Raw genomic sequence first — 13931 nt, 5'->3', positions numbered from 1 at the left:
GGGCACCGGAAAACTTGCCCATCCTCGAATGGCTCGGTATCAAAACGTCAAAATCGCTATGATGAACCACTAGCCGCTCGCTTCGATGCGATCTTGGTGTTTGTCCACTGGACAACCCGCGGCGCGATCTCGGGAAAATCGCGTTCGCCAGCCAACACGCGTTTTTTGAAGCTGAGCTTACTGTCGTGGACGAACTCCCATGCCGAGCGATAGTCGAAATTCAGGCAGCGTCAGGCAAGCTCGGCAATGAGTGATCTTGTCCCGATGTATGGGCGTGTTGGGCTCGCGGCTCATTCTGGATTGGTGAATTCCATTCGCGGAATGAAGCGTGGTTCAATTGTAGAAACATGCGGTGAGGGCGAATATGTCGCGCGCCGCGGCGGCGCGATTTTGGTATGGGCGGTGACGGACATGGTCTGCCTTGAGGATGTGGAAGAGGCTCTCCGTCGGAGCCTTGTGGAAGCAGTCGGCATTACGGCCCGCCGACGCTTGATGCCGGCGGGCGAGAGAACTGCGCGATAATCGTTTCATGCATGCAGTACGCTTTCGATCGGAGTGATCCGGCAGTGGGGGTGTTCCCGCTGGCGCTTCATCGTCAATGCACAAGGAGGCAACTTCAGCCCGGAGATGATCTCGCACGACCGCCGACGAGGTCGGACGTACGGTCCGTCCGTTAGGGATGCCCTGATCGCGTTGTGGGACGCTTCCGACCAGCCTTGCAGCAAGCGGCTGGTTGTGATGATCCCATTGTTGCGCCCGGCGCTCGAACGGCATGTCAGATTGGAGCTCTCTGCGGGTGAGCGACCGCTAATCTTGACGGTAAGCGCGGCGACGATCGACCGCCTGTTAAGCGCCGCGAAGATCGGGGCAGTTGGCGAGCGAACACGACAGGCAGGTTTTTCCACTGCCGTGCGGCGGCAAGCCCTGGTGCGCGCGTTCAATGACTGGGGGTCACCTCCGCCGCGTTACTGCGAAGCGGATCTAGTTGTGCACGGCGGCATGCTCGTATGCCGGCGCCTTCATTGAGACGCTAACAATGGTGGACGTCGCAGCGGGGTGGACCGAAAGCTTTCCGCTCATCGTGCGTGAGGCGGCTGTTATCGTCGAGGCTCTCGAACGCGAGCAGAATCTATTTCCATGGCTCGTTCGTGGGCTCGACTTCAAGCCCGATCCAGAAAGAAACCACGATCCGCTTCGGTAACATTGTCACCTGAGGCAATATGCCACCCACGTCCATGTCGCCCGACACCAAAGCGCCGATTTAGTCCGTCCTTTTTTCCCCAATGCGCGTCGGCGAATCGAATTGGAGCAGAGCACGCCCAGATCTTCGGCTACTCAGTTCCTAGATCTGCAAGGACGGTATTCAACCTCCTTTAAGTCGAGGGATCAGAATAATATTCAAGCCTAGCGGATTGTTCGGGCTCACTTCCCTGTTCCCTCTCCCCAACTGCGCTGTATAGGGCTGACCGCGGATGTAAATGTCTATCATCGGCTGGAGCGGTGTCGGCAAAATCCTCCTTCTGTTGAGTGCACCGATCAGGACGTCTGGGGCTGGTTGGGGCCCGTGACCCCAGCCAAGGTCGATGATATATCCGAAATCCTCTCGTGCCACAGCGTCGCGCGTTATGGGCGATATGGCCCCATTAAAATCCGAGCCGCCGCCGCGCAAGCCTGGAGACCACTGTGGTAATTCCGATGGCGGCGGAGATTCCCCGAACAGTTGCGTGAAGAGCAGTTGTAGCGCGCTGTGACGCTGAGCGTCGTCTCTCAAGTGCGAACCACCGGCTTCACCAGCGGACGGCGATTGCTCAGCGATGTCGGGCATCGGCGCATCGAAAGCATCGTCGCGCATCATGGGCGATATGGCCGCATTAAGATCCGAACCGCCGCCGCGCAACCCTGGAGACGACGGTGGTGATTCCGATGGCGGCGTTTCCCCGAATAGTTGGGTGAAGAGCGGCTGTAGCGAGCTGTACTGGTGAGCACCTTCTCCAGCCGCCGACGGTGCCTCATTTAGTTCAAGCTGCTGTTCCAGGTCCGCGGCGAACTCCTCCAGGTCCCTCGCGTGCTCCCGAAGCATCCTGACGCCAGAGTCCACGCTGTACTGATGCTTAGCGTTATAGAACGCCGTGATGTCTTCTTTCAGCGAGACGTCGTTGAGGCGGTCGGCTATAGCTCTTTTGCTCATCCTTTTGAGCCACTCGCTAAACCCCTTAAGACGCCGACCTGCTTGATTGACTCTTTTCCGAGTTCCGACGAAGGGCCAGGGCGTCCCGGCGTCAATGTTCGCCTTGGCCACCTCGGCCGCCGCGTTGATCAGCGCCGCGTCTTCTGGATAACCCGCCGGGTTCGCCGGCGCGGTGCTTGATCGCCGGGCCCGGGCTCGGCACGGTGCCTTTGAAGCATCATGAGCCGGCACTGAGGCAACTCCTCGAGTAGGCACGCGAGAACGAGATGGTATCTTCTTCCAGCGAGGCCTCGCTGAGGCGGCCGGCTATCGCGGTTTTATACTCTCTTCGAAGCCAATCGCTAAACTTGCGAAGATTATAAGCAGCACAGGAGACTTGTGACAGACTCCCGAGCTTCTCCCAGGGACGCCGCGCCGCAATATCGGCTCTGGCCGCCTGGCCCGCCGCGCTGATCAGCGCCGCGTCTTCCGGATAAGGAACCAGCGCGGCTCGCCGGTGCAGTGCTTGATTGCTGGACCCGGGCTCGCCACCAGAGCCTGACACGTTGACTTCCCGACTTAGTGCGCCGCGCTCCATGCGAACGGCGGGAGCCACTAGGTCTGGCGATTCAGGACACATCTCGAGCGGAACAGAACTGGAGGTTCGGCTACTTTCGCCAGGAGCAAAACCCATTTCATCTCGAGACCTGGTCTTGCCCTCAGTGCTGTCAGTCCGAGATTGGGAAATGTGCGAACTCCCCCGGTGCCTGACATATCCATCTCCGATCTGAATGAGAATGACTAAGCATCTCATTAGCAAAGACTGTGCCGGCGCGCGTCCACCGATTAGGTTGTAAATGTCTGACTTACGAGCGGCGTCCGAAAGCGATCGTCCCACTTCGGAGGTACGATCGGCGATCGAATATCGAGGCCCCCGGATTTGCTCCCAGGTGATTGTTGCCGACATTGGCGAGGTTGGCCCGCACTGCCCGGCGCAACCTTCCTCTTGATTCACAATTTACGCTAGACCAGCGAGTGGGTCGTTAAACCCATTCCGTGCAAAACTCCGGCCCATAGAAGCTGTCCGCTGGCACGGGGCCGTCCCGATCCGCGGCATCGAAAAGCTTCTCCTGGTTGACGCTTTGCGCCGGCAAGTGGGTGCCTGGCCGCGAGGAAAACTTGGTCTCGATGTTGCCTTCCGCGCAAGCCAGAGAACCGCGGTCATAGCAACGTCTAAGGCCACCAATGAGTGGCGCTATTGGCGTGTCGAGCGACGTTGATCGCGATAGCAGGATTGCCGGCAGTGCCAAGTGCCAATTCGGTTCGCCGATGATCGCGGGCCTCGTGAAAACATAGCGAGCAATGTAGATGTCGCCTTCTTTGAACTGCTCGGGGTGGCGCGTTTTCTGGCGGCTCAGGCGGGTGGGAAATGGACTTGATCGGCGTAGAGGTGCCACACCCCAAAAAGAAGAAATGAAGGAACCGGCGTTGGCATTTTATAAAATATCCGCATGGCCGGGCTCGCGATTTTCCGGCGCGACGAGCGGTCGGGCGGCCTCCCTGGCGCCGGTCTCCAAATTCGGCCGAGACCGCTCGTCGTACAGGGGTGCGTTCTGGCAGCGGAGGTGTTCGCCTCGTCCAAGTCGGCCGTATGCAAAGATTGCTTGATCTGGCCGTCAATCCGAAACGGGTGAGCCGCGCCGTAATCTCGATACAATTTGAATTGCGGCGCTTCGGGCGAATTCTGGCGGAGAGGAGAGATCCTCTCTCGCGTTGCCGATGAGCACTCAAAAAGAGAGCCTGTCCGCTCTCGATGACCTCGCATTCTGGCTTTTTTGCTTCCTACAGAGAAATGTAGCTTCGAGGGCGCCTGCTCTCGCTTTACGACAGCGGCGCGCGTTGACCGCACAATCGGTAGAACCAGGGCGGGCGGCCAAGGCGCTGGACAAACTCACCGACGGTTTCGATACGGTCGCGGCGGTTGAGGGCAAGGCCCGAAGCGAGCACCCGCCATTGCGCTGGCGAAATAGTCGGCGGCGGCGGCGGTGTGAGATTTGCGTTGAGCGCCTCGTTGGCTGGCCACTGCGCATACGGGTGGGTGCCGGTCAGGGTCAGGTAGGCGACCACCGCGAGAGAATAGACATCGTCGCTTTCTGCCCGTGGCTCACCCATCAGCATCTCCGGCGACGCATAAGCCGGCGTCAACAGTCCAATCTGATCGAGCAGAGCCGCAGCCCTTTCGTGGTGCCGCGGACCGTCCAGCATGAGGACTGTCCCAAAGTCCACAATTTTGATTTCGCCGGTCGAGGTCATGAAGATGTTTCTCGGCTTGAGGTCACCATGGACGATCCCTAGACGATGCATGTGGACGAGGCCCTGCCCGGCGGCGCGGACGATCTGAAAGGACACAGAGGGTGACAGCGGCCGTCCCTGACGATCGACCAGGATCTGCGCCAGCGAGCGGCCCTTTAAGAACTCCATGACTAGGTAATGGTACTTGCCGTCGTAGTCGGAATCGTAGATCCGCACCAAATTCCGGTGTACGCAATCACGTAAAAGACGCGCCTCGCGGTGCAACAACTCCACTAATTCCTGGCGGATCTTCGCATGTGGTTGGATGACCTTCACTGCGACTTCTGGAGTTTGTTCGCGCGCCCACAGGCCGATGCGATCAATCGCACGATAGACGGTGCTGGTGCCGCCCTCGCTAATGACCTCCGCCAGGTCGAAACGGCCGCCGAGCACGTATCCCAAGGGGGCCGTACTCACAATGCAGCCTCGGCCAGGCATTCGACGATCGCACTCGTGTCGTTGATAGCCTGTTGCGCAAGAGCGCAAGGCAGGACCCTGCCCGTCGGAACGTCGACCGCCAATAATCCGTTGAGCTCGTGATACGGTGTTGCCGTTACGATCTGGTTGCGGCCTACCTGGCACGTGTCGCGTAGCTTACTCGTCGCCACCAGGGGACGGCGTACCAGCGTTGCGGCCGAACCAACCCCTCGGGCCAAGGTGCCGCCAGCGGCATGTGCCCGCCTCCTCCCGAAAAAGCTAAAAAGAACTTTCATGGCGCTCCTATCATAGGTGATCCGGACATCGGAACGAACGAAGGGCACCCAAGCTGAACGGATTGCTTACACTTTCCGGCCGCAGTTCATAGGTCACGCCGGGCCGGTCAGGTCGACCGATTGTGATGGTGAAACGGTCGGGAGCGCCACGCGAGGAGGGCCGCGAGGCGTCGACGAGACGGAACAGAGCCCAAGGGCCCGAGCGCTCAACCTTCTCCTCAGTTCTATCCACGGAGACAAGTGTGACGGAGGCCGTGCTTGCATCGGTTCGACTCGGCCATTCAAGGTCGTAGGCACGGGGCGCCTCGTGACGATAGACGATCTCCCTGCCATCCATGACAAAAGTCGCGCGCAGAAGTTTAGAGGCGAGATAGAGCGGCTTGATGCTGAACTTCACGGCCGGTGCGAAGCCCGAGCCGCTGAAAAAGGACCTGCGAATCTCTCGCGCGCGCTGAAATTGAGTCAGGGCATCAGCATGGATCGGCGCCGCCGCACCGTCGATGGTTGCCAGCCCAAGGCCGGTTCTGCCCTCGATGACGAATGGCGACAGGTATTTCTGAAAAAAGTCATCGAGGATTCCGCCGGGGCGAAAGAGATCGCTGAAGTCCTTTAAAGTTACGTCCTCGGTCGCGGCCGCAAACAATGGATAACGCTGGTAGACGCCAGCTTGGCAGATCGGCGCCACTTCCCGCGTCCACACAGCATTGACATGACCGTGTGCCTGTCGAAGCAAGACGCTCCATGTCGAGAGCGCGATGTCGTTCATGATGGTACGGACCAACTCGGGTCGTAGCGCCGAGTCAGCGCGCAAGGTGCCGAAGGCATCGTTGCTCGGATCCTTGACGCGCCGCTGAAAGAGCTGAAATGCGGCCTGGTCGGGATCGGGCGCGGTCGCGATACTGGCCATCGTTGCATACAGGCCGCCGAAAAGATCGCGGATGCGATCCATGCTGGCCCCCTGTCCCGAGGCTCCGCCTATGCCAAGTTGGACCAGAGGCCGGAAGGCTTCGGTGATCCGTGTTCCAGGCCAGGGGGCGTCGCCGAATGCCGCCGAGAACACGGCGGCCGTTGTCTCACCCGCCTTGGCCGCGGTTTGCTCTCCGGGCGGCGGCAGGTTCGTATTGTCGCGTACGAGGGAAATGATCTGCTGCAGTGCGCTTTCCGGGCCGGCCAGCCCGCGCAGGATCGCCGAGGCGCGCTGTATATCGTCGAACTTGACGACGCGGACGCTGCTCAGCGCGTTTGTCCAAATGCGAATGTAATCGGCAACATAGCGATCGATGACCTTGCGCACGACTTGTTGTGTATCCGCCGCGTCGAAGGAGCTGCCGGCAAGGACCCAGTCGCCGCTTTGCTCGTCTTGGATGATGAGTGGAAGGTGCGGCAGCAGGAAATCGATCAAACCAGCCCGTGTGAAGATGCCCGGGATGATCGCAGTACCACCCGAAGAAGCTAGCTCCTGCTGGCCAATTGTGGGGAAAACAGCCTGGGACTTTATCTCCAGCTGGCCGGCTCCCAGCAGACTGACCAGGTCGATTGGCCGGAGCCGCGTGTTCTGAGCGCCTTCGCGCAAAAGCCGGGCGTAGACCTGCTCGACGAGGGGACGTTCCATAAGCCGCGAGCCGACCGCAATCACGAATTTCTGGTCATTCGTGATGGGCTTCGGCAGCAACTCGATGAGGCGCGAAAAATGCTCCTGCAGTTCGCCCGCTGATGTCGTCTCGAGCGCAAACGCAAGCGCCACTTCACTGCGCATAGCCTGCTCGACGTTGCCGCGATCGAAATGCCTCGGATCGCTCAGCATCAAATAGGTGCGGAACCTTTCCTTGGCTTGGTCCAGCAGAGTATCATTGCCAGACCGCAATAGCTCGTCGATGCGAACGGCGAGCCTTCCGGCAAAAACCGGCAGCAGGCGGTCGACCAGAATCTGATCATAAGCTTGTTGCGCGGCTGGCGCGAGCACCGGGTTCGCCGAAATCCCGAGGCCACTTAGCCATGCAACCCAAGTGTTCTCGCCAGCTGCCAGACGCAGCCGGCGCGCGGCATTGAGGGTCGGCAGGAGCTTTATCAGGTTCAGCGGCTCGCGCGATTCCTTGAGGCGCGCTTGCGTCGTCTGTGCGGCCATTCTGGTTTCAGCGATGCGCGCTTCGCTGCGGGCGAAGGCGTCGTACCACTGAGTCAATGCGGCTACCGCCAGTATGACCGCCACGAGATAGCCACCCCAGTGCACCATCGCGAGCTTGCGTTCGAGTTTGAGATTGCGGCCGACCAGTCCCTGCTCCGCGAAGATCACATCGGTCAGCAACTGCTTGATGAAGAATGTCTTTCCCGGCCCGACTGACGACGTGGGCGGGCCCGCGTGCAGACCGAAATTCCTTCTGATTGCACCGCTCATCCTCTCAACCGGCATTCCCTCCTGGGCGGCGCTTGTCAGGTAGATCCCACGCAGCATTGGTCGCACTTCGAAGCGGCTCGGCCGGAAGACCTCGCTAACGAAGCCGGCGACCGCGGTCCGGATGCTCCACAATTCTTTCGGGAACAGATACATCATTGCACGACGGTTGGGATTGCGTTCGTCATGCATGCGAAACGCCAATTTGCTCTCGAGCCGCTCGGCAAGTTCCTGGATCTCAAGCGTTACGACATCGTCGATGTGATCGCCTGGCCCCTCGAGAGGAAAGGTCTTGCCCCAGACCTGGGCGCGGTCCTCATGGTCGAGATCGTCGAAATATTCAGCGAAGCCGGGCACGAGATCACACTTGGTCACCAGAACATAGACCGGAATGCGCATGCCAAACGTCTTCAGTAGCTCATGTATCCGCGAACGAATCGACTGGGCGAGCCTGCGCCCGTTACCCATTAAGAGATCGGACAGACTGATCGCAACCAAGATGCCGTTGATCGGCCGCCGGCGCCGATGCATCGTGAGAAGATTGAGAAAGCCGTGCCAGGCCGCGCGATCGACCTCGGCATCCGTATCCTGTGTCGTGTAACGGCTTGCCGTGTCGATAAAGACTGCTTCTTCGGTAAACCACCAGTCGCAGTTCCGCGTGCCGCCGAGGCCCGCCACCGGATCGACGCCGAGCCGCTCAGTCAGCGGAAACTCGAGGCCCGAGTTGCGCAGGATCGTTGTCTTGCCGGCGCCCGATGGCCCAATGATGATATACCAGGGCAACTCGAACAGATAGCTCGGCCCGCGCTTGCCGGCGAACACTGTATCGCGCAGGACCTTCAGCGCGTCCTCGAAGCGTCTACGGATCAGCTCGACCTCCTCCTGGCCACGATTTTTGGACGTCGTGCCGAGGCCCTCGCTCTCCATCAGCGACATGATAACACGCCGGTTAGCACGGCGCGCCAGCCAGTAACGGACAAGGATGATGACGACGACCGCCAGGAAGAGGCAGCCGATTGTAGCGGCACGAACAATCACCGAGTCGAACGGATGCTGACCGAACAGGTCAAGGTTGGGGCCGCCGAACCAGATCAACGCGTCGACCATCAACAAGGCGGTCAGCGTGATGATGCCTCGAACCGAAAAGAGTGCCGCCAATTGAGCGCCAAACACCTGCACCTCCCTTTAGCGTGGCCCAGACTGGCCGATCACGACGAGCAGCTGCTCGACGGGCGCGAGTTCGTCCGATAGGCGCCAATGGAAGACGCTGTAGCTGGTCAGCATAGTGACGACGCCGGCGACAAAGATGATCCATAACGGCACGTAGCGACGCACGCCCGTACGCACTTTGGCGCCGCGCCATCGGATCGATAGTTCGGCCGGTGGTTCGCTCGCATAATCCCGCAACAAACGCTGAACGTCGGAACGCAGGTCTTCAAGCCGCTCGCGGCCCCCTTCCACCACACGATATTTGCCCTCAAACCCCATCAACAAGCAGATGTTGATAAGCTTCAGCAACGCGAGGTATTTGGCCGGCTTTTCCTGCACGCGTTCGAGTATCTGGAAGACCTTCTCGCCACCCCACGTCTCGTTATGGAACTGGTTGAGCAGGCTGTTGTCACTCCAGGCGCTTTCACTGCCCCAATGCGTGGTCATCACTGCTTCGTCCAGCAACGCGCATATCACGTAACGGGCGGCTCTTATATCGCCGCCGCCCGCTTGATCTTTGGCGGCACGCTCCTCGAAGCGGCGGATTTGCTCGACCATCCCGCGACGCAGCGCGCCGATATCGGCATTGCTGACGACGCGAAGCTGCGCGACGACCAAAAGGAGCGGTGTCGCGGCCGCGACCAAGGCGTCCTCCACTGCCTTTGGCTCGAAGAGATTTTGCAGAACGATCTCGGTATGGTTGGCGGCCCATACGTCGTCGGATTCAGGTACAGGTGACCACGTGTGAGGACCGGTCGGGGCCTCGATCTTCGGCGGACCGCAAGCGGAAGGTTGCCCGCTTTGAGTGTTACGGGTCGGACCGACTGGCCTGCGTCCAATGACTGTCGGTTCATCCATGTGTTTCGGGCCCATCACGCACGTTGCCTACGGATGGCCCAGAACTCGAGATGGAGACCGGAGTAGTCACCGCTGACGTGGAAAGCAAAGGCCGCCGAGCGCGGCAGGATACGCCACAGCTCCACCGACTGGTCGAGCTCGAAATAGACGGCATTCTGGATGTAGGGCAACTCGCGCGGCGCCACCGCGAGCGCGTGAATCGGGACACCCGGGAGCTGAAGATTGACGAGATCGCGAATCTGCTCGACCGAGCCTACTTTCATCTGCGCCGGAAGCTGGTTGCGCAACGTCTCGGTCGGTACGCTTGCCACGGCGACGAGAACGAACCGAGAGTCCTGGAACAAGGTGCGGTCGGTGATCAGGCCGATCAGGATGCCGTAGGCCCGGTCCTGCAACGGGAGCGATATTGCGGCGCTCTCGATCACGACAGACAGCAGCCGACGCAGGATATCAGCCAACGGCGTGAAGCAGCTTTCGAGATCCTCATGCCGATAGGGAGGCATCCCTTGCAGTATGCGGCGGTCGCCAACGAAGCTCGACAGCTGCCCGGTAAGGCTCAGCAATGCGCGGAAGAGGGTTTCAGGATGATGCCCACGTGTTGCTGCGAAGTGGTCGAACACGGCTTCTGCGCCGTTCACGACCGACAAAGTGACAAGGTCAATCAGTCCGGCTCCGTCTGCCGTCGCGCGCGAGGGATCCGCGCGCGCAGCAAGCGCCTCTGCGCGTGTCCGCAGCAGCGATCTGACCTCGTTCAACAGCGCAATCAGCGGCTTGGCTGCGTGAATGTCGATGGCGGGCGGAACGTAGGTGTCGGATAAAGTAATCGCGCGAGCCGGATCGATATCACGGATGCGGCCAATAGGCAGCGAGATCAGATCACCCTGCTCCTCGCCGTCGAACATGAGATGTGTTGTTAGCGACGCAACCCTGATATCGACCGGAGCCTTTTCAGGCGCGCTCGCATTCCGGAACTGCAAGACCTCCTGATCGTGGCGGCGCGATAGTTCATCCCCGGAACAGACGTCGCTGCCGGCCTGTCGGCGCGTGCCCACTGCGATCTTGACCAGCAGGTTTTTCGCAGTCGGCGGAGGGATTCGTGCGATCGGAAGGCGGACATGCTCCGGCATGCGAAGGGCCGTGCCGTCGGGCATAATGGCTTCAAGTTCGGTCAGGGCGACTTGGCCAAGCGCCAGAAGATTACGATCAAAGGAAATTTTTCGAACGCCCCAGCCGTAGCCGACCAGACCAGCAACGCGGTTCTCGACCAGTTGCTCGATCCAGCGGTCGTATTGCTGAAAGTGCTGCGGCCGCACCAACATGCCTTCGGACCAGATCGGTTTGCTTGTCGCAGACACTGTTTCAGGCGCCTCTTCGCTGACTTTACAAAAGGTGCATCGGCCCGGCGGCCGTTGCGATCACGACGGACTGGTCAGAAGATTTTCCACCAGTTTCGGCTCGTCTCCTCCTCAATGCTGACAGCCTGCGCAGTCAGCTTTACCGAGATCCTGTTGTCGCGATCGGGCTTGATTTCGGCAGTTGAGCGCCATTGCGCATCATTGCCCGAGCGGAAGCCGGCGATCACGCCGACATTTCGAGTCTCGATCGGCGTGTTGCGCTCGAAATCGAATTTTTCGCCAGGCGTCAGCTCGATCTCGCGCTTAGCCACCAGATCCGGCCCGAGGCGTTTGGCGTCATCGTCAAACAGCTCGAAGAACTGCGCTTGCGTGAAACTGGCCGTCGACTTCAGCTCATAGATACGGACGACAACCGGCGACGGCTTGCCGTGCGCGTTTGGATTGACGAGTTCATCGGCCTCGACCACGAACTTGATCGGCGTCGTCTTAGCGGTCTTGTCAGTCGAACAACTAGTGGCTGCAGCGGCCACCAGCAACGCACCGCCAACGATGAACAACCGCTGAAGTTTGTTCGGCGGCGCCATTACGCCGTCTTCCCTTCATTCTGGCCAGGTGCTGAGAGTTGCGACTCGTAGCTTCGGGTAAACTCTTCTGCGATATAGGAGCGAGCAGTTCGATCAATGTCACTGACCATCGACGCGTGCAGTTCCACAAATCGATCCCACAACTTGGCCTTATTGATGCGGGCGCCGAAAAGCCCACTGTTAGCACCGTCGCTCTCGATACGCGGGGGACTCATACGCGTTAGCACATTGCTGACCGCCCCTCTCATCGCCGCTATGGCCGCGACCTCATGAGCCTTGATGTCGTCGAAGCCTGCGCGCACCGACCGCGAGAGCAACAGGAATCCGCGATCCTTTGCGAGTGCCTCGCGCAGGGCATGACTGCTGTTGGTGAACTGCACTGCGTTGTCGTTCCCAGCGCGTGTCTGCGTCGGCCCGATCTGGCACTCGTTCTTGACCATAGCCCACGCCGCCAGTATCGAATGTAGGCCGTTCGTCATCTCGGCGATTGCACGGCCGAGTTCGGCAAAGAACTCTCGGCGCTGTGCTGGTGGCACAAGGTCCGGATTGAACCCGAGCGCATTCCAGAACGCCTGCAGTTCGTCTGCGTCGGACGGAGAGGCCGCAAGCAACGGCGGAGCCCTGCTGGTTGTCGCCCTGCTCATTTCGGGAGCGCCGACAGCGCGTTGCGCAGCAGCTTCCTTCAGGCCCGCCAGCCGATCAAGCTCCCGCTCATCGGGCGGGGGCGACCTTGTGCCAGGATCCCGTAATTTCCCGAGATCATTCGTCGGGGGAGGAGCGAGCGGCTTGCGCGCGATCTGCAGCGCTTCGTTCGGTATGTCGAGACGCGCATTTGTTCGCTGCGATGGCACCCATGGCGTCCGGCGCGAGGCCGCTCCCGGCAACAGATCGCTAAGGTCGAGATCCTCAGGAATGATTGACGCAGGTTGACCATTCGCCGGTGCACAACCTTCATCCGAGAGCGACGGCGGAGGCGGATTCGATGGCTCGACAAGCGGGGGGGCCACCGACGATAACGGAACTGATGGAATTTTGCCCAACAGCGCACCCGAGGGATGCATGACCGCGATGGCCGAGCTGGACGGCCGCTGCGGAACGTCTGCCAGCAGATTCGGCTCGACAGAGCCTGTGTCGTTGCCGAGCGTCTCGTCTCCAGGCAAACACAACGGATGGGTCGTTTGTCGCGAAACGACGGCTTGCGGCTCCACTTTCGCAGCTGAATAGGAGGACAATTGGGTGTTGCCGGGCGCCATTAACGGGTCGAGTTGAACATTCGCAACGACGCCTAATAGTCCGGCAGTCGAATCATGTGCTGTCGCAAACTCTTGGGCGAGGAAAGGCGACGGCAACGTCCGTGTTGCACCGCCGAGACGCACAGCGTTCGAGCCCGTCAGCCCGAGCCGTTGACGTTCCTCGACAGGATCGTTCTCGATCACGACCGAGATGATGTAACTCGCCATGTAGAGTGTATCGCCATCGGCCAACGGTGCTGTATTGCCGCGTCCCAACGGCGCGTCAACGGTGTTGATGTAGACACCATTGGTGCTGGTGTCGGTGATTATGAAGCCGATGCCATTAAATGCGATCAATGCGTGGCGTGCTGACAGCGTATTGGTTCGATCTGGAAGCTGCCAGTTGCAGCCGAACCCGCGCCCCAGGGAGCCCCCTTTTGGTCCAAACGCCTGTCTAGCGTTACGACCTAGCGGCTCAGCCTTCTCTCCGACGACTTCGAGTATGAGATGCATCCCGCCCCCTCAGGCTTGCTCACCCAGCGCACATCAATATCGAGCGTCGCTTTAGAATTGCGTGCGCACCAGCATTGCCGCCGCCTGTTCCGCACCATTGTTGTGGAGCCGATCGACTGGTGCACGCGCCCCTTTTGTGCAGGAAGAACGAAGATCTTTTCGTGCGTTCTCAGGTCCACTGGAGGACGCGCCGGCATTTCCTCTCAGGATCGAGGCACACGGCCCTAAGGACAGGAGAGCATCGCTCGTCTTACGCATCTGCGTGTACTCAGCCAATCAGTGTTGCCAGATCTCAATAGCAACGGCCGTGCCAATGGCATCCCCACATTTAAGCTGCTGATTAGGTTGAAAAAACTTAGGTTCGGCGAAACGCGGCAGGTGTTCTCAACCTGACAGAGGCGTTGCGGCTGTCGGACACCGGACATGTCTCAACCTGATGCCCGATATGGCGTTTTCTTTGCTTCATCCCGTCTGTGTCGTCCATCCGTGCTGAATCGGTAAGCGTCGCTTCCACGCCGGACGCCGACGGTCCAACACTGGAATCGTATCCTTCAAT

The 13931-nt window shown here is 60.0% G+C and carries 8 protein-coding genes; 1 reads left to right on the top strand and 7 read right to left on the bottom strand.

Going from position 1 to position 13931, the window contains the following annotated elements; translation table 11 throughout:
* Positions 1 to 213, top strand: a 213-nt coding sequence (locus tag CQ13_RS45060) for a hypothetical protein (RefSeq protein WP_210183084.1), incomplete at its 5' end; no start/stop codon positions are given.
* A gap of 1150 nt (positions 214 to 1363) precedes the next feature.
* On the opposite strand, the gene CQ13_RS31170 is transcribed toward CQ13_RS45060, so the two are convergent.
* The 7 genes from CQ13_RS31170 to tagH all read right to left on the bottom strand — a co-directional run bounded on the left by CQ13_RS31170 (position 1364) and on the right by tagH (position 13375).
* Entirely contained in the window at positions 1364 to 2188 is an 825-nt protein-coding gene (locus tag CQ13_RS31170; RefSeq protein ID WP_156434008.1) for a hypothetical protein, read from the bottom strand.
* Positions 2189 to 4048: 1860 nt separating this feature from the next.
* On the bottom strand, positions 4049 to 4912 hold the full coding sequence (locus CQ13_RS31155) for a serine/threonine-protein kinase (protein ID WP_245309439.1): 864 nt from the start codon (positions 4910 to 4912) through the stop codon (positions 4049 to 4051).
* A 330-nt stretch (positions 4913 to 5242) separates the two neighbouring features.
* Positions 5243 to 8797, bottom strand: a complete 3555-nt coding sequence (gene tssM, locus CQ13_RS31145) for a type VI secretion system membrane subunit TssM (protein ID WP_156434007.1) — start codon at positions 8795 to 8797, stop codon at positions 5243 to 5245.
* Between the two features lie 12 nt (positions 8798 to 8809).
* Entirely contained in the window at positions 8810 to 9691 is an 882-nt protein-coding gene (gene icmH, locus CQ13_RS31140) for a type IVB secretion system protein IcmH/DotU (protein WP_283807543.1), read from the bottom strand.
* Between the two features lie 14 nt (positions 9692 to 9705).
* Positions 9706 to 11046 carry a type VI secretion system baseplate subunit TssK gene (gene tssK / locus CQ13_RS31135; protein WP_063800194.1) on the bottom strand — a complete coding sequence of 447 codons (1341 nt, stop codon included), beginning with the start codon at positions 11044 to 11046 and terminating at the stop codon, positions 9706 to 9708.
* A 74-nt stretch (positions 11047 to 11120) separates the two neighbouring features.
* Positions 11121 to 11630, bottom strand: a complete 510-nt coding sequence (gene tssJ / locus CQ13_RS31130) for a type VI secretion system lipoprotein TssJ (protein WP_057846638.1) — start codon at positions 11628 to 11630, stop codon at positions 11121 to 11123.
* Positions 11630 to 13375 (bottom strand): type VI secretion system-associated FHA domain protein TagH, encoded by a 1746-nt coding sequence (gene tagH, locus CQ13_RS31125; protein ID WP_082637738.1) that lies wholly within the window; start codon positions 13373 to 13375, stop codon positions 11630 to 11632. The genes tssJ and tagH overlap by 1 nt, the downstream gene beginning before the upstream one ends.
* Positions 13376 to 13931: the final 556 nt, after the last annotated feature.

It is taken from the genome of Bradyrhizobium retamae (assembly GCF_001440415.1).
GTDB classification, from domain to species: domain Bacteria; phylum Pseudomonadota; class Alphaproteobacteria; order Rhizobiales; family Xanthobacteraceae; genus Bradyrhizobium; species Bradyrhizobium retamae.
This window is presented reverse-complemented; position numbering and strand designations above follow the sequence as displayed.